The organism is Vibrio sp. 1069, assembly GCF_033340555.1.
Genome location: NZ_JAWOWP010000022.1, coordinates 1 through 18,261, shown reverse-complemented (window position 1 = coordinate 18,261; position 18,261 = coordinate 1). Strand labels below are relative to the sequence as shown.

Genomic DNA, 18,261 nt, shown 5'->3' with positions numbered 1-18,261 from the left:
GAAAGTAAGATTTTCATAGAAAGCCGAGATCATGTGATCTCGGCTTTTTTATTGTCGATCGAAAATCGATAGCGTTTGCGATCCGGATTTTATGTGCTACCTGTGTATAACTCTGTGAAGTAATTATTTATCAACTGTTCGAAACCCGGACAAAATAAGGGATTCAAGCACTTTTCCATCTGGGGATAGTTATAGATATACACACAGTTAGATCAGGATCATCACTACATATTGTGGATCAAAAGATCCAAATACACTTTATCAACGCAATTCACAGCTTTATCCACAAATGGTTGGAATGTGTACACTTTTGAAAACCCTGATTATCCATGTGTCTAAGTTTGCCGTTGGATAGGTTACAATAGCGGCAGTATACCCAAGCAGCTTCAAATATGGATTTTATGCTGTACCACGGGTGCTGATTAGTACGTTAGGTTCGAGGTTGCTTGGGTATATTAATAAGACAATGAGAAAGTAAATGGATCAGTTTAAGCATATCGATGTACAAGGTGCGCAAGCGCTGCTCGAGCAGGGTGATGCGAAGCTTGTAGATATCCGTGACCCTCAATCGTTTGCCGTTGCACATGCCGAGTCCGCGTATCACTTAACTAACGATACGATCGTTGCGTTTATGGATGAAGTGGAGTTCGAACAACCTATTCTAGTGATGTGTTACCACGGTATTAGTAGCCAAGGTGCGGCGCAATATTTGGTTAACCAAGGCTTTGAACAGGTGTACAGTGTAGATGGTGGCTTTGAAGCCTGGCATCGAGCAGAACTACCGATAGTGAGAAGTTAATGAAGAGATTGGTAACGTTAAATAATCCACGTATGGCGCAAGCCTTTATTGATTATATGGCCTCTCGCCAAATTGACATCGAAATGATGCCAGAAGGGGATGGGCAATTTGCGCTGTGGCTGACTGATAGCCAGCATGAAATAGAAGCGGAAGCCGAACTTAAGCTGTTCCTTGCTAACCCGTCTGATTCAAAATACAGCGCCGCCTCGTGGGACGTTGCCGATACTCGTAAGAGCACATTTCATTATTCCAGCCCGAGTATCATGAGCATGGTCAAAGCGAAAGCTGGCCCCATGACTTTGCTGATCATGACAGTCTGTATCATCACCTACTTGTTACAAATGTTTGGCTTTGGCAATGGCGTGTTTAAGTTGTTGCACTTCCCGGCTTTTGAGGGGCAACAATGGCAAGTGTGGCGATGGCTAAGTCATGCGTTACTGCACTTTTCAGTAACTCACATCGTGTTTAACTTACTATGGTGGTGGCAGTTGGGTGGCGACATCGAACGTCGTCTCGGTTCCGGTAAGCTATTGCAACTCTTTGTGGTGTCGGCAGCGCTTTCAGGGGCTGGCCAGTTCTATGTTGAAGGGGCTAACTTCGGCGGCTTGTCTGGCGTGGTCTATGCACTGCTTGGTTATTTGTGGATATTGGGTTACCGCTTGCCACATTTAGGCCTTACGCTACCCAAGCCAATTATCGTCTTTATGTTGGTATGGTTAGTTCTTGGTTTTGTGCAGCCATTTATGGCGATTGCAAACACCGCTCACTTAGTTGGGCTACTGTCGGGGATGGCGATTGCGCTGTTTGATTCAGGCAAGATGAAATACCAACAGCAAGCCTAAAGCAGATGAAATGAAAAGACCGCTCAAGGGCGGTCTTTTTTTATGTTCAAAACGGATTTGGGTTTATTGATAAAGGTATTTTGTAAACAACAAATCGGCAATGATGGTTTTACCTGTTTCAGGCAAAAGTGTTTCGTTGAGGGTCGTCACTAAGGTTTTGCGCAGATCTTCTCGGCCAGACAGGGACTTAATCGTATCTTCTGTTTGCTTACCCAGTAATTCAATCACTGCATCGCGAATCAAAGGTTGGTGATGCTCAACAACTGATAAATCTTGTTGACTCATTACCATGATGTCGATGCGCACTTGCACATAACCTAACTTTTTGCCTTTGGTGTAAAAGTTAGTAGTGAGATCAGGCTCTAGGGTAAAGTATGCCAACTTAGGTCCAGCTTCTTCCGTTTCAGCCCAACTTGGTGCGGCGAATAGTATGGTTAACGCAAAAATAATTTGGGCTATATAACGTTTGTACATATTTCTAACTTTTCTTTCTCTGGATCGCGATATTCGAATCGCTTCAGTCTTGATACAATGGGCCGTCTATAACAAATAACGGAACTTACGGTTACATACATTACTATGGACGGTAAGTTGTTGCTTTATTGTACGCATAAAGCCTCCAATTGAATACTAGTATGAATCAGCCAACATCACTCTATCTTGCTTCTTTATTGGAAGTAGAGTGGCAAAACCCCGAAGAATTCGAATTTCCAAATGAATTTGCCAAGCATTGGCTTGAAGAGCAAGGGTCTTTGTCACGTCGTTTAAAACAGCACTGCCAAGCGTTAACGGTAGAATTGCTACAAAATCAGATCGTCACTGCAGCGACATTAAAACAGGACGAAAGCCAGTTATTGTCCGAACAAGATTGCTTACTGAGAGAGGTCATTTTGTGCGGTGACAATAATAACTGGGTTATTGGGCGGACATTGATTCCTCGTTCAACCTTAGTTGATCAGCAGTATGATTTGGCTCAACAAGGGGATATCCCATTAGGATTAACAGTGTTCAGCGCAGATAACGTTGAGCGAGACTCTTTACAAATGGGATGGGTAGCCGTACCAGAAGGACGTTTGTTAGCGCGACGCTCAAGGTTGTGGATGAATCACAAACCGATGCTAGTCGCCGAGTTATTCTTATCTAATTCACCAGTTTACGCTAAGGAGACAGTGTAAATGTCCGCAGAAAAAGCCAAAGCATATTGGCAACTGATGCGCATGGATCGCCCGATTGGTTCACTGTTACTGATGTGGCCAACGATTTGGGCGCTAATTATCTCAGCCCAAGGGATGCCAAGTTGGGATGTATTCATCGTGTTTGTATTGGGGGTATTCCTAATGCGTAGTGCGGGGTGCGTGATTAATGATTTTGCAGATCGCAAAGTCGACGGCCATGTAAAGCGTACTAAGCAACGTCCACTGCCATCAGGGAAAGTGACAGCAAAAGAAGCGATTGGATTATTTTTGGTTTTGGGTATCAGCTCGTTTTTGTTAGTGCTGACCATGAACCCGCTGACGATTCAGCTATCCTTCGCTGGCATTGTGTTGGCGTTCATCTATCCATTTATGAAGCGTTACACTCATATTCCACAGCTATTTTTAGGCTTGGCTTTTAGCTGGGCGATTCCAATGGCGTGGGCTGCACAAACTGGGGAATTACCATTGATTGTTTGGTTTTTGTTCCTCATTAACGCTTTGTGGACCATTGCGTACGACACTCAATATGCGATGGTAGACCGAGATGATGATCTAAAGATTGGCATTAAATCGACGGCAATTCTGTTTGGTCGTCATGACAAGCTTATTATTGGCGTGTTGCAACTGATTACACTCGCGATGTTGGTTTGGTTAGGGCAGTTCTACCAATTGGGACAAAGTTACTACTGGACCCTTTTGATTGCAGCGTCATTGTTTGTTTATCAGCAGCACTTAATTCGTCACCGTGAGCGTGAGTTGTGCTTTAAGGCTTTCCTTAACAACAATTATGTTGGCATGGTGATAGCGATAGGTTTACTGGTCGCATTTTGGTAAGCGAAGAAATAGAAAAAGGCATCCGATTGGATGCCTTTTTTCTTATTGGAAGAAGGTAAAACGGTTACGACCGAAGTTGGTGAATACTCTCTTCGATCGTCAGTTTCACTTCTGGATAAAGCAGAGTGAACAGTAGTCGTGCAAATTGCTGCGTTTTCTTCGTGTCACAGTTACCATCGTTATCAAGGTATTTTTGCTGTTTGAGCGTATTGAACATGGCGGTAAACACACCTTTATCGAAGAATTCTGGCGCATTAATACCGTGTAAACGCCCTAGGCGCTGAGCAATATCTTGGCTCTTCTGCTCTAGGTCCGATTTACCCAGTTCAGGGTAAGCAACAAGCAAGTTCATCGCGATAGAGTAGCGTTGCAGCGTTTCAGTTATCGTACGACCTAGCAGAACCAAAGGCTGGTTGTTCGATTGATTGATTTCCAGCTTATCACCATCAAGACTAATCATTTTCTGCTCGGCAAATTCATGCAGTGTTTTAACGACCAATTCATCTAACTCGTCTTCTTGGTAACTTAAGAACAACTCTTTCTTCAAGAATGGGTAGATTTGCGCGACATTCGCTTGAATCTTGGCTACCGAAAGGTTGCGCTGACGAATGAGCATTTGGGCAATTAATGACGGCAGAGCGAACAAGTGAATGATGTTGTTGCGATAGTAAGTCATCAGGATCGATTGGCTACGGTCCAGCGAAATGATGTCACCCATGCTATCGGTTTCAATCACGAACTTATCAAGCGAAATTGCATGATCGACCAACTCCTCAGCACTTTCGGTAGGGATAGTGGAGGTGCTTGAGTACGGATTATTTTTGAGTAGCTTTAAGTAACACTCGATCTGATTGATCAGCGAGTCACGAGAAAGTGCACGTTGACGAGAAGCAAGCAGTGCGGTTGCACACAAGGTCAACGCGTTTGCTGCCGCCGCATCATTGATGTGCGTCATCATCTTATTAGCGAGGTCGTTCACCACAGGATTCATCCATTGTGGTTTGTTACCACCCATGCTGTCGATGTCTTTCGTCCACTCAGGAGCATGCTCGTTCAAGTATTGGTTGAGCTGAATTGGCTCACCGAAGTTCACATAGCCCAAACCAAAGTTACGCAGTTTACGCAGAGTACGCAGTACAAGCCCTGCGTTTTCTTTCTCTTTGCGTTTGCCACGCAGCTCTTTCGCGTAAGTGCCCACTTCCATTACGTGCTCGTAGCCGATGTAGACCGGCACTAGCGTTACTGGGCGGTTTAAACCACGTAGCATTGCTTGGATAGTCATAGCCAGCATACCCGTTTTCGCTTGCAGTAAGCGACCTGTACGTGAACGACCACCCTCACTGAAGTACTCGACTGAATAGCCTTTGGCAAACAGCTCAGCTAGATACTCACGGAAAATGGTTGAGTACAGTTTGTTGCCTTTAAAACTACGACGAATAAAGAACGCCCCACCACGACGGAAAAGCGGACCGGCCGGGAAGAAGTTCAAGTTAATGCCTGCCGCAATGTGCGGAGGCACCATGCCTTCATGGTATAAAACATAAGACAACAGCAGGTAGTCCATGTGACTACGGTGACACGGAACGTACACAATTTCGTGGCCGTCTTGCGCTAAACGACGCACAGTCGAGGCGTTATTGATGTGCAAACCTTGGTATAGTCTTGTCCATAACCAACTCAGGATGCGGTCGCCGTTTTTCACCAGACTATAGGAGAAGTCGGCAGCGATTTCATCCATGATGTCGTGGGCTTCTTTACGTGCCTTATCAATCGAGATGTTTTTGCTCTTGGCTTCGTCAGCAATCGCCAGTTCAATAGCTGGAGATTTTAGTAAACGAGCAAACAACACTTGGCGTTGTGGCAGGTTTGGGCCTGAAGCAGCCAGTTTCTGGCGTGAGAAGTGGATACGCGCCACGCGAGCCAGTTTGTGCGCAATTGCGCTGTCGGTACCGTGAGAGTCTGCCATATAACGCAGAGATACCACGGGACTAAAGCGAACTAAGCAGTCGCGTCCCGCCGCCATTACTGCTTTGGCTTTTTGCGGACCATTCATCGGTTGAAGGTAAGGCTTTTGGTTCTCTTCTTTACCTGGCTTACGACCCCAAAGCACGGTTGCAGGGATCATTTGAACATCCAACTCACTATCCAGCTTGTGCAGTTCCAGTAAGTCAGTGAACAGAGAAACAGAATCGGTTGGGACATCATTATCGTTGTTCATCACAGTTGGACGCGCAGCGATAAAGACGAAACGGTTCAGCGTTTTGCCATTGATTTCCAGCGGGCTGAGCGGGTCGGGTAGACCAAGGCTCATGGCTTGTTTTTGCAGTGTCAGCAAATCCACGTTCGAGCGGAACGGCAGGGCATATACAATCGGTTTAGTTAGGTCGATGTTCAGATCTTCAATCGGGTTCGACGGGATTGTGGTGCCCTTTACCAGTACCGATAAAGGTAGTTTTAGTAATGAACGTGAAAATGATTGTCCAGAAGACATAAAGTTCACAGCCTCAATAGGTATTCAAACAGGCCTAACCTTATTTCAGTTTCCGCTTTGCATGTCTTCTCTATAAAAAGAGATGAGTACGGCAATAGAAATAAGCCTAGGCGATAAAATTTAAGCGCTGCAAGGATACCAGAAACTGGTCAAACCTTTTAATTTTATTGGCTGTAAATTAGTCGAACCCCTAAGTTATTGCTTTGACTTGATTAACTGAAAAGTCGGTGTTTTAAACGAATAAAGAATGAACTTAATCGGTAAGCTGAAAGCTCTCCACAAATAAATTAAAAAACAACCAATTGGGTTTTCATTTGAGCATTTACTGGATATACTCACAGTTAACTGTATAAAAAGACAGGTGAGACATGAAGCCGTTAACGCCACGCCAACAACAAGTCTTCGATTTGATTAAAAGTAAAATCGATGACACCGGAATGCCACCAACTCGTGCAGAGATTGCGCGTGAGCTTGGCTTCCGCTCTGCGAATGCCGCAGAGGAACACCTAAAAGCGCTTGCTCGTAAGCAAGCAATTGAAATTATTCCAGGCGCTTCTCGTGGGATTCGTATCCTGCTTGAAGACGCAGCCAATGATGAGCAGGGTTTGCCATTGATTGGTCAAGTTGCAGCGGGTGAGCCAATTCTGGCTCAAGAGCACGTAGAGGCGCACTACCAAGTCGATCCTGCGATGTTCAAACCGCAAGCGGATTTCTTACTTCGTGTAAATGGCGAGAGTATGAAAGACATCGGGATTATGGATGGCGATTTGCTCGCGGTGCATAAAACCCAAGATGTGAGAGACGGTCAAGTTGTCGTTGCGCGTGTTGATGATGATGTGACTGTGAAGCGTTTGGAGCGCAAAGGTTCAACCATATTACTGCATGCTGAGAATGAAGAGTTTGCCCCAATCCAAGTGGACTTAACGTCTCAGCACCTTACGATTGAAGGCTTAGCCGTTGGTATTATTCGCAATACCGATTGGATGTAAGTGTGTTTAAGCAGCCCAGTTCATCTGGGCTGTTTTGTCTTTTCTCTTTTTCTACTTCCTCCAAAAGCTTGCTCATCATCTTGACCTTGTTTGTTTTGACCAATTTATAAGCTTGATAATGTAATTGATATTCATTATCATCTTTATTAATGTCTATGTTTTCTCTCTGGCGCAGGAAATGCCCATGTCTCAGTCTAAACATCAAGTTCCTAACCATTTATTAAAGCCACTGTTATTGCGTAGCCGTGAAAGCATGGTCGACAATGGCTTGGTGTACGATCCGATAGCTGCTAAAGCGTGTTTGAGCTGTAAGATGGCGCCGGATTGTTTGAGTGGTGATATTGCGCAGAAGCAATTGCTGCACGTGACGCTGACTCAGCTTTGTGACCAGCAGGTTAGTCACTTCTTACAGCAGTATCCCGATGCTTGGATAATCAATGTCGGAGCGGGGTTGGATACCCGCTTTTATCGTTTGGATAATGGACGCTGCCATTGGATAGAGCTGGATGTGACGGAAAATTTGGTATGGCGTCAGCGTTTGTTCCACAAAAATGAACGTTATGAACATCGCTGTGGCAGTGTGGATGAAATGTCGTGGCTAGAGACGTTAGTCATTCCAGAGCAAGCACCGGTACTCATTTTATGTGAAATGGCACTGCTCGATTGCACAGAGCGTCAAGTCGCGAAATTTATTCAAACCTTAGGTCGACATTTTGTTTCTGCTGAACTGTGTATGGTGCTGGCAGGAGATTTAACGGAAACCAAGTGGGGACAAAAGCTTGGCTCTGATCGTTATGCTCATGGCTTTGAAGCGCCTGCAGCACAGATATTGCAATGGTTACCATGGGCACAGTGGGTGAAAGCTTTCTCGCCATTCGATAGATTCTGTTCTCGTTGGAAAGCTTGGCAGCGTTGGCTTAATAAGATTCCAATGTTGAAGCATCGCCTCACGCCAGTACTCGTTCATATCAAGTGGTAATTGGCTAGTCGTTAAGCGCTCAGGTACACTCGTCGATCTTACTGATGAGGTGCCTGTGACAAATTCAATCTTCTCTCCTTTATCTAACCCAAAAGTTCATCGCCAAGTCTTAGCTTTAGCTATACCTATGGTGCTGTCGAATATTACTGTTCCATTGCTCGGTTTGGTCGATGCTGCGGTGATTGGTCATCTAGACCACGCTTGGTATTTGGGTGGTGTTGCGTTGGGCAGCACCATGATCAGCGTGACGTTTTGGCTGCTTGGTTTTTTGCGTATGTCGACTACTGGGTTGGCGGCGCAGTCCTATGGCGGTGAAGACCGAAAGCAACTTGCCTTGGTGTTTATGCAAGGCTCACTTATGGCGCTGCTGTTTGCGTTAGTCTTCCTTATTGCCCATACCCCGATAGCTGATTTGATCTTTGGTTGGAGTGACGCCAGCGCAGAGGTAAAACACTACGGTATGCAATATTTCTCTATCCGTGTGTGGAGTGCCCCCGCTGCGCTAATGAACTTTGTGTTGTTGGGGTGGCTGCTCGGAACGCAAAATTCCAAAGCACCAATGTGGATGGTGATCATCACCAACGTGACTAATATTGCCCTCGATTTGTTGTTTGTGATTGGTTTGGGGTGGAAAGTAGAAGGCGCTGCGCTGGCATCGGTGATTGCTGACTACTCTGGCATGGGTTTTGGTCTCATGTGTGTCTGGAAAACCTGGCGAGAGAGGCAATTACCATCACCTCAAAAGTTGCTAGCCAGCACTCAACACGGTTTAGGGCGATTCGTGAAATTGAATCGCGATATTTTCTTACGCTCTTTGTGTCTGCAAGCGGCTTTTAGCTTTATGACGTTCCAAGGCGCGAGCTTGGGTGATGAGGTTGTCGCTGCAAATGCGGTTCTGATGAGCTTCCTGATGATTATCTCGTATGGCATGGATGGCTTTGCTTATGCGATGGAGGCCATGGTCGGGAAGGCGATTGGTGCCAAAGATAGGCAACAATTGAGTGCATCGCTTGTCGGCACTTTCTTTTGGAGTTTGGTTATTTGCTTAGGACTGACCGCGCTCTTTGGTTTGGCGGGATCGGAGTTGATCGCCATGATCACTTCAATTGAGACGGTCCAACAGCAAGCAGCGGTGTATCTACCTTGGCTGGTGGTGATGCCACTTGCGTCGATGTGGTGCTTTCTATTGGATGGCATTTTTGTCGGTGCAACCAAAGGCAAAGACATGCGCAATAGTATGTTTGTCGCGACCAGCAGTTTCTTTGTTGTCTTTTACTTGTTCGCCGAGTGGGAAAATCACGCGCTGTGGTTTGCAATGACGAGCTTTATGTTGATGCGGGGTATTGGTTTAGGGGTTATCTTTCTCTACCAATGGCACAAGGATACCTTCCTCGCACAATGTTGATATAAAAACAGCAGGTCCAAGCCTGCTGTTTTTCTGTCTGCTATCAAGAAGCATAGATTAGAACAAGCGGTTCAAACCATTCAACGCAGCGACACGATACGCTTCGGCCATTGTTGGATAGTTGAAGGTGGTATTGACGAAATACTCGATGGTATTCGCTGAGCCTTTTTGCTCCATAATGGCTTGACCGATGTGGATAATTTCCGCGGCACGTTCGCCAAAACAGTGAATCCCTAAAATTTCTTTGGTTTCACGATGGAACAATATCTTCAAGCTACCGATGTCTTTCCCTGCGATCTGTGCACGAGCTAGATGCTTGAACGAAGAGCGTCCTACTTCATACGGTACTTTCGCAGCTGTTAGCTCTTGCTCGGTTTTACCCACAGAGCTAATCTCTGGGATGGTGTAGATACCCGTTGGAATATCATCAATCAGATAGTTTTCTGCCTGACCTTTCGTAATGGCTTGTGCGACAAATCGCCCTTGGTCATAAGCGGCGCTTGCAAGGCTAGGGTAACCGATGACATCGCCTACAGCGTAAATGTGCTCAATATCGGTTTGGTAGTTACGGTTTACTTTTAGTTGTCCGCGAGAGTCCGCTTCCAGACCCACAGCACCCAAATTCAACTTATCGGTGTTACCTGTTCGACCATTCGCATACAACAAGCAGTCCGCCTTCATCTTCTTGCCAGATTGTAGGTGAATAATCACGCCATCTTCTGTGCCTTCGATTTTTTCATAGGTCTCATCATTACGAATTACTACACCGCTGTTCCAGAAGTGGTAAGACAGCGCATCTGACACTTCGTTATCCAAAAACTCCAACAAGCGGTCGCGGGTATTGATAAGGTCGGTTTTCACTCCAAGGCCGCGGAAGATAGAAGCGTATTCACAACCGATAACGCCCGCACCGTAAATGATGATATGGCGAGGGTCGTGTTTCAGGCTCAAAATGGAATCACTGTCGTAGATGCGCTCATGCAAGAAATCTACGTCGTTAGGCTGATACGGGCGAGAACCCGTCGCGATGACAAACTTATCCGCAGAATAGATTTCTTCTGTACCGTCGCTTTGCATCACTGCAATTGAGTAGTTATCGATAAATCGCGCGGTTCCGAACAAAAGTGTGCATGAGTTACGGTCATAAAAGCCCTGACGAAGTCGAGTTTGCTTATCAATGACCGATTTAGCATGACCTAAAATGTCAGAAAATGTTGCATGAACGCTGGTGTTGTTTCGACAAAATAGCGGGTTGCTATTAAATTCGATGATGCGGCTAACGGCATGACGCAGTGCTTTTGATGGAATGGTACCCCAGTGAGTACAACCGCCGCCGACACTGCTTTCTTTCTCGACAATGGCAACATTCAGTCCCGCTTTGGTTAATCCCATTGCAGCCCCTTCTCCGCCAGGGCCACTACCGATTACGATCACGTCATAGTGATTAACATGCGCCATGATGCCTTCCTTGTTATATTTGCTTAACATTGCTTTAGCGCGATTTTAACTCATTTACTCTATTGGTACACGTAATGCCTGTTAGAGAGTGGAAGTGATCACGCAGAATCGACCAAAAGGGTGATTTGGTATGTTGTATGTCTATAAATTGCATCGAGAACATTGCAATTAGATGCATGCCAATAGTAACGTTCTCGGCGCTCAGAGCGAGCGAAGCAACATATCTTTCTCCGTAGGAGCAAATTGCGTTATATTGAGGCTCTTGTACCCTACAGAAAAAGAGCAAGTTAAGAATGAAATCGATGGGAATCCGCGCACAGCAAAAAGAGAAGACACGTCGATCATTGATCGATGCGGCATTTAGTCAGTTAAGTGCGGATCGCAGCTTTTCCAGCCTTAGCTTGCGAGAAGTCGCCCGAGAGGCAGGGATTGCACCGACTTCTTTTTACCGTCACTTCAAAGATATGGATGAGCTAGGCTTAACCATGGTCGATGAAGGCGGTTTGCTACTACGTCAACTGATGCGTCAGGCGCGTCAACGTATTGTGAAAGAAGGTAGCGTAATTCGTACCTCGGTCGAAACCTTTATGGAATTCATTGAAAGTAGTCCGAACGTTTTTCGTTTGTTGTTGCGTGAGCGCTCCGGCACTTCTGCTGAATTTCGTACCGCTGTTGCTCGAGAAATCCAGCATTTTGCGGCAGAATTAACCGAGTATTTAATGAGCACCGGCGTGACCAGAGAAGAGGCGTATACTCAAGCAGAAGCGTCTGTGACTTTGGTTTTCAGTTCGGGGGCTGAAGCTTTAGATTTAGATCGACGTGAGCGCGATGAACTCGCCGAGCGATTGATCATGCAATTGCGAATGATAGCCAAAGGGGCCTATTGGTATCGCAAAGAACGTGAACGTAACCGATTAAAAGGCGGGATAGAATAATGTCGAATGGAAATAAATCTGAAAAGAAAACGCTGATTTTGGCACTGGTTGCAGGTATGTGTGGTGATGCTTTGTTGTCATGGTTGACCATGAGTGAAGTGTCTTTTTCAATCTTCCCATTGATTGCACTCGTACTGGCTGTACAAGCTCTTTACCAAGAGTACCTAAATAATCCGGTATCAGAAGATATCCCATTAGTTGGCTTGGCGTGCTTCTTCGTAGGTGCGTTTGGTCACTCTGCGTTTATTAAAGCGCAATACCCAGAAGCAGGCTCAAACTTCTTTGCGATCATGGTTTCAATGATCTTACTCGCATGGATTGGTAAGAAGCTAGGTTTTGTCAGTAAGAAGACTTCTGCGGAATAAGCAAACGAATCAAATAAAAAAAGCGAGCCATTGAGCTCGCTTTTTTTGTATTTGACGCCGTGGGTTACATTTTGCGTTCCAATAGCACGCCCGCTTCCATATGGTGGGTATAAGGGAATTGGTCAAACAGAGCAAAACGCGTCACGTTGTGTGTTTCGCATAGAATGTCCAAGTTCTCTTTTAGAGTTTCAGGGTTACAAGAGATGTACATGATGCGCTCGTAACCTTGCACCATTTTACAAGTATCGACATCCATCCCAGCACGTGGTGGATCGACAAAAATCGTGTTGCAGTTGTAGCTCTTCAGATCCACACCTGCATCTTGTAGACGACGGAATTCACGCTTACCTTCGATCGCTTGAGTAAATTCCTCTGCTGATAGACGTAAGATTTGTACGTTATCAATCTTATTGGCAGCGATGTTGTACTGTGCAGATACCACAGATGGCTTCGCTAGCTCAGTTGCCAGTACGCGGTCGAAATTCTGTGCCAACGCCAGCGAGAAGTTACCGTTACCACAGTAAAGTTCTAGTAGGTCACCAGTGCTTTCTTGGGTACAGTCGACAGCCCATTCCAACATCTTCTCTGCGACTTTGCCGTTCGGCTGAGTGAAGCTGTTCTCTACTTGTTGGTAGATGTAGCTTTGACCATTTACATCGAGCTTCTCGATCACGTAGTCGCGGTCTAGGACAATCTTCATCTTACGAGCACGACCAATGATGTTTAGATTGAAGCCTTCATCATTTAAACGCTGTTTAAGGGCTTTCGCGTTTTCAATCCACTCTTCATCAAGTTGGCGATGGTAAAGGAGTGAAACCAGAATCTCACCACTTAGTGTCGATAGGAAATCCACCTGGAACAGTTTACGACGTAGTGAGTCGTTGTCTTTCATCGCTTCAACCAATAGCGGCATCAGGTCGTTGATCAGACGGCTTGCAGCAGGAAATTGGTCAACACGGTATTTCTCACGAGTTTCTTGGTTGAACATGATGTAGTAAAGATCTTCGCCTTCATGCCAAACACGGAACTCAGCACGCATGCGGTAGTGCTGCTCTGGTGATTCAAACACTTCCAGTTCTGGCATGTTGTATGGCGCGAACATATCCGTGAGACGTTCGACTTTTTCTGCCAGTTGTTCTTGGTAGCGTTGTGGGTTTACATCAAGAGTAGCCATGATCTTACCTTTTATGGTGCATTCAATTTAAGAGCGCAGATTTTATTCAATCTCAATAGGATGTCCAGTTTTGTACTGGAATTGATTTAAAGATAGTGCGTACAGGCAGAGTAGAAAGCAAAATCAATCAAAACGTTACAACTTCTAAGGGCAATATTGGCTGGACAAATAATCAATAGCTGAATAATATTTGCCTCAAGTTGGTGCTATCTAGCAATCTAGATGGCTGAAATGGGAATCTGGTGTAAATCCAGAACTGACGCGCAGCGGTAAAAGAGAACGAACGCTCATCAGACACTGCATTAGTTTATGTGGGAAGTCGAGCAAGTAGGCGGTACACCCGTGCTCTTGAGTCCGAATACCTGCCAACAACTGAGCCACAGCACTGGACTGTCATGACGACAGGGCTCGGAAGGAATTACGCGATTTAGGACAATACAATGAGAAAATCCGCACTGGCGATCACTTTGGCATCGCTGCTTTCACCTGTCTCTTATCTACAGGCCCAGGAAACCTCCACTGACGAAACCATCGTTGTTACGGCAAACCGTTTTGAGCAAGCCGAAAGCCGTACGTTGGCAGATGTCGAAGTAGTTACTCGACAAGACATCGATCGCATTCAAGCGAAAACCCTACCAGATGTATTGCGTCGCCTTACCGGAATTCAAGTTTCACAAAATGGTGGTCGTGGTCAGTTAGCGTCTTTATTTGTTCGTGGAACCAGTTCCGACCAAGTTTTAGTACTGGTTGATGGCGTACGTTTTGCACGAGCAGCGAAGGGCGCTGTGGACTTTAACCAAATCCCACTTACTTACGTTCAACGTATTGAGTACGTGCGTGGTGCGCGTGCGTCACTTTACGGCTCAGAAGCGATTGGTGGCGTGATCAATATCATCACCATTGCGCGTGCTGACGAAGAAGGAACGAAGTTAAGTGCGGGTTTAGGTAGTTTAGATTATCAAGAATTGAGTATGGCATCTGGTATTAAAGTCACAGAGAGCGGCCAGCTAAATATCGCGCTTGGTAGTGAAAGTGATGATGGTTATAACGTTCGTCCTGTACCGGGAGTTAATGACGGTGATCGCCATGGCTTTGATACAAAGAATGGTCTGCTAGGTTACGTGCATAACTTCAATGACCAGTGGTCTGCATTTGGTAACCTACGTGCTTACGAAAATGTTTATCAATATGACAGCAGCTACGGTAGTCGCGGTTACTACGAAGCAGAAAAAGACGATCTTTCTGTCACTCTGGGCGGTAAGTATCAGTCTGATAATGTGATGTCAGAACTACAAGTAACAGCACAGAAACAGAAGTCTTGGAACTATGAGCAAGCAAAAGGCAAACACTCAGGTACTGAAGATGAACTTGAGCAGCAAAATGTCCAGTGGACCAACAGTTACTTGCTAAACAACAATACGACGTTGGCTGGTGGTATTGATTGGCGCAACGAGTCTTATAAAGACAAGAGTGCGAATAAAACGTTTGATCGTACCAATGGCGCTCTGTTTGGTATGGCAACCACTAGTATTGATAAAGCAATGCTCGAGGGCAGTGCTCGCCTTGATGATAATGAAGAATACGGTAGTGAGTTCACTTACAGTTTAGCGGCTGGTTACCAGTTTGTACCAGAGTTTGGGGTTAAAGCCTCTTTTGGTACTGCGTTTAAGGCTCCAAACCTATATCAGCAGTATGACCCGACATACGGTGAGAAAGATCTGAAGCCGGAAGAGTCAGATGCTTGGGAGCTAGCATTCAGCGGTGATGTCCAAGGCGTTTTTTGGTCCGTCACGGGTTATGACTATAAAATCACGAATCTTATCGATTACCATCCAACCACGTACAAATATTTGAATGTCGATGGTGAAACACATATCCAAGGTGTGGAGCTTGTTGCTGAGTTTGATACAGGGATTGTGCAGCACCAGTTGAGTGCAGATTACAAAGATGCTGAAGACGATAAAGGGCATCAGTTGCAGCGCCGCGCTAAAGAAATGTATAAGTGGAATGCTTTAGTGAGCTTCGATAAAGTGGACTGGTCGGTTAGCTATCAGTACGTCGGTAAGCGTCCAGATGTGGATTACAGCACTTGGCCTTCACAAGATATCACGCTTTCTTCTTACTCGTTGGTTGATACGGCAGTGACTTACTATCCGAATGAGTCGACCTCTATTAGCGCTCGTATCGATAATCTACTTGATGAAGAGTATGAGATGGCAAAAGGTTACCCCGCTGCAGAGCGAGCGTACTATATCAACGTTGGCTACGAATTCTAATCGTGAATGAGCACAAACCGCCTTCGGGCGGTTTTTAATATTTTGTGGTGGAAAATCGAATGAAGAAACCCAAGCGAGTGGTGATCAGTTGGTCCAGTGGTAAAGATTCGACATTAACGCTTGAGCGCCTTAACGAGAATCCAAATTATCAAGTTGTCGGTTTGTACACGACTTACGTAGGGAAAGAAGTCCCTTTCCAAGCAACTCCGCTTGAAGTCGTACAAATGCAAGCAGACTTACTTGCGCTTCCGCTCATTACTATCGAGCTACCTGAAATCTTTCCAAGTAACGACATTTATCAATCGACCATCGTTAATGCATTACAAAGTAGTGGTCTGAACATAGAAGCTGTCGCATTTGGTGATATGTTTTGTAATGGCATTGCCGATTACCGACGCAGCTATATTGAACCTGTTGGCTGGGAATGCGTCTTTCCTCTATTAGGGGAGAGCAGCGAAAAACTAGCGATGGAAATCATAGAGCGTGGTATTCAAACTATGTTAATCACCATCGACGGAAGAGTTCTCCCTCCAGAATGGTGTGGTCGCTGGTATGACAAAGCCCTAATAGAGTCATTACCAAGTCAAATTGATCCCTGTGGGGAAAATGGTGAATTTCACACATTGGTCACGTCTTCGCCATCTTTTCAAGGACATATCGAGTTGACGAAGCGAGATGTAGAATCTGGAGATAGATTCAGCCATCAAAGATACCATGCTAAAGCATTGCCAAAACAAATCTACGCAGTATGATCGCAACGTTTCTGTTCTTTAGGTAAGACTCGTGCGAGTAGCAAGTAAGAAAAAAGTCCTAGTTTTTGACTCTGGTGTTGGTGGTCTTTCTGTATTCCAAGAGATACATCGCCTATTGCCCCAGCTAGACTACTTATACTTATTCGATAATCAGGCTTACCCTTATGGTGAACTCGATCAGGCTGTACTCGTTTCACGAGTTAACCAACTTGTCTCTTCTTTAGTCGAAGAACACCAAGTCGACATTGTCGTCATTGCTTGCAACACGGCGAGCACCATAGTGCTTCCTTCCTTACGCGAAAATTTATCGATTCCCGTTGTTGGTGTTGTCCCTGCGATTAAACCCGCATCGCTTTTAGCATCAAAAGGGGTAGGGCTGATCGCCACTCCGGCGACAGTAACACGCCAATATACTCACGAGTTAATACGAGACTTTGCGCAAGGCAAACCAGTTGAGCTGTTGGGATCAACTCGCTTGGTGGATATGGCCGAAGAGAAGTTGCGAGGCAACAGCGTTTCTCTAGACGAACTGACAAAAATCCTGCTTCCGCTTCGCGATAAAGTAGACGTTGCGGTGCTCGGTTGTACTCACTTCCCTTTAATCAAAGAGGAAATTCATCAAGCTTTGGGTGGGGACGTTACTTTAATTGATTCGGGTGCAGCCATTGCACGTCGAGTAAAAGCATTACTATTAAGTGATGAAATTGAGGATACGGAAGAGGGAAGTAAGTCGATTTATGCCAGTGCAACTCCTTGGCAGGAAGATGCACTGAACATTTGTTTAAAGAAGCTAGGTTTTAATCCTGTTCTGGTTTACCACCATCCGGGTGTTTAGGATCGTTCGCAATTCTAACTTTTAGCGTTCTTTCCATATATTCCTTTTCATTAAGTTTAGCGATAGCTGGCTTGGCATCTGCCGCAGCCATCACGACAAAACCAAACCCTCTTCTTTTTCCAGTGCGCTTATCTTTCATTAAGCGTACTGCATAGACCTGTCCATATTCAGCAAACAAATCGCGAACGTGACTCTCATTGGCCTTATAAGGAAGGTTGCCGACATACAGAGTTTTAGTCGATGGATCCGAGTCCGTTGATTGAATAGAAGGTGTCTGGCTAGAAAATGAAAATAAAAAAGCAGTAGCGATAACACCAATGAGAAAACTCAAGGCTGGTGGGATGGTGACTTGAGAGAAGACGATTCCCCCAACGACGGCCAGCCCAACACATAAAATCAGATTTTTTTTAGACGTCATTTTAATTACTACACATAGTGATAAAGAGATCGATTGTCCATTAACAGAATAGACACATGAATCTTACGTATATGGTTGGTGTTTTTCCAACCAATTGCTGTGATATGTCTCAAATGTGACGAAGAAATATGCAAATATCACGCTTTTGGCTAACTAATGACCTGTTGAAAGTTTTTTTGCAAAAAACGCTTGTACTAATTTCTCAACTCCCTATACTGCGCATCCACCGACACGGAGTGAGACGAAAGTCACACAGCGAGTCGGAATTGAGAGAAAAGAAATTTGAAAAAAATGCTTGACTCTCTCACGGTGTGAAGTAAGATACGCACCCCTAACGGCGAGCAACTAAGTTGCTGAAAATGTTAGAAAAGCTCTTTAAAAACAAGAACCTATCAATCTGTGTGGGCACTCGTTGATGATAATCCAATTCGATACCTCGGTATCAAATTAGGTTTCAATGAAACGAAGTGACCATTGAATCGAAAGATTCAGCACAGTCAATTCAAACATTAC

General features: G+C 45.2%; 17 protein-coding genes and 1 riboswitch. Of the genes, 12 read left to right on the top strand and 5 right to left on the bottom strand.

Going from position 1 to position 18,261, the window contains the following annotated elements; all coding sequences use genetic code 11:
- Positions 1-478 precede the first annotated feature (478 nt).
- Both glpE and glpG read left to right on the top strand, forming a co-directional pair.
- On the top strand, positions 479-799 hold the full coding sequence (gene glpE, locus R7040_RS21775) for a thiosulfate sulfurtransferase GlpE (RefSeq protein ID WP_005378691.1): 321 nt from the start codon (positions 479-481) through the stop codon (positions 797-799).
- On the top strand, positions 799-1,641 hold the full coding sequence (gene glpG / locus R7040_RS21770) for a rhomboid family intramembrane serine protease GlpG (RefSeq protein ID WP_193838024.1): 843 nt from the start codon (positions 799-801) through the stop codon (positions 1,639-1,641). Before glpE ends, glpG begins: the two co-directional genes overlap by 1 nt.
- A gap of 63 nt (positions 1,642-1,704) precedes the next feature.
- Here glpG and R7040_RS21765 read toward each other — a convergent pair whose 3' ends face one another.
- Positions 1,705-2,115 carry a flagellar basal body-associated protein FliL gene (locus R7040_RS21765; RefSeq protein ID WP_005378687.1) on the bottom strand — a complete coding sequence of 137 codons (411 nt, stop codon included), beginning with the start codon at positions 2,113-2,115 and terminating at the stop codon, positions 1,705-1,707.
- A 161-nt stretch (positions 2,116-2,276) separates the two neighbouring features.
- Here R7040_RS21765 and R7040_RS21760 point away from each other — a divergent pair, with 161 nt between their 5' ends.
- Together R7040_RS21760 and ubiA are read left to right on the top strand one after the other, a co-directional pair.
- Positions 2,277-2,816: a chorismate lyase gene (locus tag R7040_RS21760; RefSeq protein ID WP_005378686.1), complete on the top strand. Its 540-nt coding sequence runs from the start codon at positions 2,277-2,279 to the stop codon at positions 2,814-2,816.
- Entirely contained in the window at positions 2,817-3,671 is an 855-nt protein-coding gene (ubiA, locus tag R7040_RS21755; protein WP_005378684.1) for a 4-hydroxybenzoate octaprenyltransferase, read from the top strand.
- Positions 3,672-3,735: 64 nt separating this feature from the next.
- Here ubiA and plsB read toward each other — a convergent pair whose 3' ends face one another.
- Complete coding sequence (plsB, locus tag R7040_RS21750) at positions 3,736-6,162, bottom strand: glycerol-3-phosphate 1-O-acyltransferase PlsB (protein ID WP_193838023.1); 2,427 nt, start codon at positions 6,160-6,162, stop codon at positions 3,736-3,738.
- Between the two features lie 368 nt (positions 6,163-6,530).
- On the opposite strand from plsB, the gene lexA reads away from it, so the two are divergent.
- The 3 genes from lexA to dinF all read left to right on the top strand — a co-directional run bounded on the left by lexA (position 6,531) and on the right by dinF (position 9,535).
- Positions 6,531-7,151: a transcriptional repressor LexA gene (lexA, locus tag R7040_RS21745; protein WP_005378682.1), complete on the top strand. Its 621-nt coding sequence runs from the start codon at positions 6,531-6,533 to the stop codon at positions 7,149-7,151.
- A 184-nt stretch (positions 7,152-7,335) separates the two neighbouring features.
- A complete protein-coding gene (locus R7040_RS21740; protein ID WP_017636072.1) occupies positions 7,336-8,130 on the top strand; it encodes a class I SAM-dependent methyltransferase in 795 nt (264 codons plus the stop codon).
- Between the two features lie 55 nt (positions 8,131-8,185).
- The gene (dinF, locus tag R7040_RS21735) at positions 8,186-9,535 is read left to right on the top strand and encodes an MATE family efflux transporter DinF (protein ID WP_017636071.1); all 1,350 of its coding nucleotides are present in this window, start codon (positions 8,186-8,188) and stop codon (positions 9,533-9,535) included.
- Positions 9,536-9,592: 57 nt separating this feature from the next.
- On the opposite strand, the gene sthA is transcribed toward dinF, so the two are convergent.
- The gene (gene sthA, locus R7040_RS21730) at positions 9,593-11,023 is read right to left on the bottom strand and encodes a Si-specific NAD(P)(+) transhydrogenase (RefSeq protein WP_005389689.1); all 1,431 of its coding nucleotides are present in this window, start codon (positions 11,021-11,023) and stop codon (positions 9,593-9,595) included.
- Positions 11,024-11,286: 263 nt separating this feature from the next.
- Here sthA and fabR point away from each other — a divergent pair, with 263 nt between their 5' ends.
- Entirely contained in the window at positions 11,287-11,928 is a 642-nt protein-coding gene (gene fabR, locus R7040_RS21725) for an HTH-type transcriptional repressor FabR (protein WP_005378632.1), read from the top strand.
- Complete coding sequence (locus R7040_RS21720; protein ID WP_005378634.1) at positions 11,928-12,293, top strand: YijD family membrane protein; 366 nt, start codon at positions 11,928-11,930, stop codon at positions 12,291-12,293. Before fabR ends, R7040_RS21720 begins: the two co-directional genes overlap by 1 nt.
- A 64-nt stretch (positions 12,294-12,357) precedes the next feature.
- Here the strand turns inward: R7040_RS21720 and trmA are convergent, their stop codons facing one another.
- Positions 12,358-13,467 (bottom strand): tRNA (uridine(54)-C5)-methyltransferase TrmA, encoded by a 1,110-nt coding sequence (trmA, locus tag R7040_RS21715; RefSeq protein WP_047104456.1) that lies wholly within the window; start codon positions 13,465-13,467, stop codon positions 12,358-12,360.
- Positions 13,468-13,651: 184 nt separating this feature from the next.
- Positions 13,652-13,852: riboswitch (cobalamin riboswitch) on the top strand.
- Positions 13,853-13,907: 55 nt separating this feature from the next.
- Between trmA and btuB the strand changes: the two genes are divergently transcribed.
- Genes btuB through murI form a run of 3 tightly spaced genes read left to right on the top strand, consistent with a single transcriptional unit; the run spans position 13,908 to position 17,330 of the window.
- Entirely contained in the window at positions 13,908-15,743 is a 1,836-nt protein-coding gene (gene btuB / locus R7040_RS21710) for a TonB-dependent vitamin B12 receptor (RefSeq protein ID WP_318097034.1), read from the top strand.
- 59 nt (positions 15,744-15,802) lie between these two features.
- Positions 15,803-16,495, top strand: a complete 693-nt coding sequence (locus R7040_RS21705; RefSeq protein ID WP_005378675.1) for an ATPase — start codon at positions 15,803-15,805, stop codon at positions 16,493-16,495.
- A gap of 31 nt (positions 16,496-16,526) precedes the next feature.
- Positions 16,527-17,330, top strand: a complete 804-nt coding sequence (murI, locus tag R7040_RS21700) for a glutamate racemase (RefSeq protein WP_064354402.1) — start codon at positions 16,527-16,529, stop codon at positions 17,328-17,330.
- Here the strand turns inward: murI and R7040_RS21695 are convergent.
- Positions 17,293-17,748, bottom strand: a complete 456-nt coding sequence (locus tag R7040_RS21695) for an RNA-binding protein (protein WP_064354401.1) — start codon at positions 17,746-17,748, stop codon at positions 17,293-17,295. The two genes, murI and R7040_RS21695, sit on opposite strands and share 38 nt — an antisense overlap.
- Between the last annotated feature and the right edge of the window lie 513 nt (positions 17,749-18,261).

Bases quoted from the DNA above. Each gene is read 5' to 3' on its own strand.
- glpE (WP_005378691.1), top strand. From the start codon at position 479: ATGGATCAGTTTAAGCATATCGATGTACAAGGTGCGCAAGCGCTGCTC.
- glpG (WP_193838024.1), top strand. From the start codon at position 799: ATGAAGAGATTGGTAACGTTAAATAATCCACGTATGGCGCAAGCCTTT.
- R7040_RS21765 (WP_005378687.1), bottom strand. From the start codon at position 2,115: ATGTACAAACGTTATATAGCCCAAATTATTTTTGCGTTAACCATACTA.
- R7040_RS21760 (WP_005378686.1), top strand. From the start codon at position 2,277: ATGAATCAGCCAACATCACTCTATCTTGCTTCTTTATTGGAAGTAGAG.
- ubiA (WP_005378684.1), top strand. From the start codon at position 2,817: ATGTCCGCAGAAAAAGCCAAAGCATATTGGCAACTGATGCGCATGGAT.
- plsB (WP_193838023.1), bottom strand. From the start codon at position 6,162: ATGTCTTCTGGACAATCATTTTCACGTTCATTACTAAAACTACCTTTA.
- lexA (WP_005378682.1), top strand. From the start codon at position 6,531: ATGAAGCCGTTAACGCCACGCCAACAACAAGTCTTCGATTTGATTAAA.
- R7040_RS21740 (WP_017636072.1), top strand. From the start codon at position 7,336: ATGTCTCAGTCTAAACATCAAGTTCCTAACCATTTATTAAAGCCACTG.
- sthA (WP_005389689.1), bottom strand. From the start codon at position 11,023: ATGTTAAGCAAATATAACAAGGAAGGCATCATGGCGCATGTTAATCAC.
- fabR (WP_005378632.1), top strand. From the start codon at position 11,287: ATGAAATCGATGGGAATCCGCGCACAGCAAAAAGAGAAGACACGTCGA.
- R7040_RS21720 (WP_005378634.1), top strand. From the start codon at position 11,928: ATGTCGAATGGAAATAAATCTGAAAAGAAAACGCTGATTTTGGCACTG.
- trmA (WP_047104456.1), bottom strand. From the start codon at position 13,467: ATGGCTACTCTTGATGTAAACCCACAACGCTACCAAGAACAACTGGCA.
- btuB (WP_318097034.1), top strand. From the start codon at position 13,908: ATGAGAAAATCCGCACTGGCGATCACTTTGGCATCGCTGCTTTCACCT.
- R7040_RS21705 (WP_005378675.1), top strand. From the start codon at position 15,803: ATGAAGAAACCCAAGCGAGTGGTGATCAGTTGGTCCAGTGGTAAAGAT.
- R7040_RS21695 (WP_064354401.1), bottom strand. From the start codon at position 17,748: ATGACGTCTAAAAAAAATCTGATTTTATGTGTTGGGCTGGCCGTCGTT.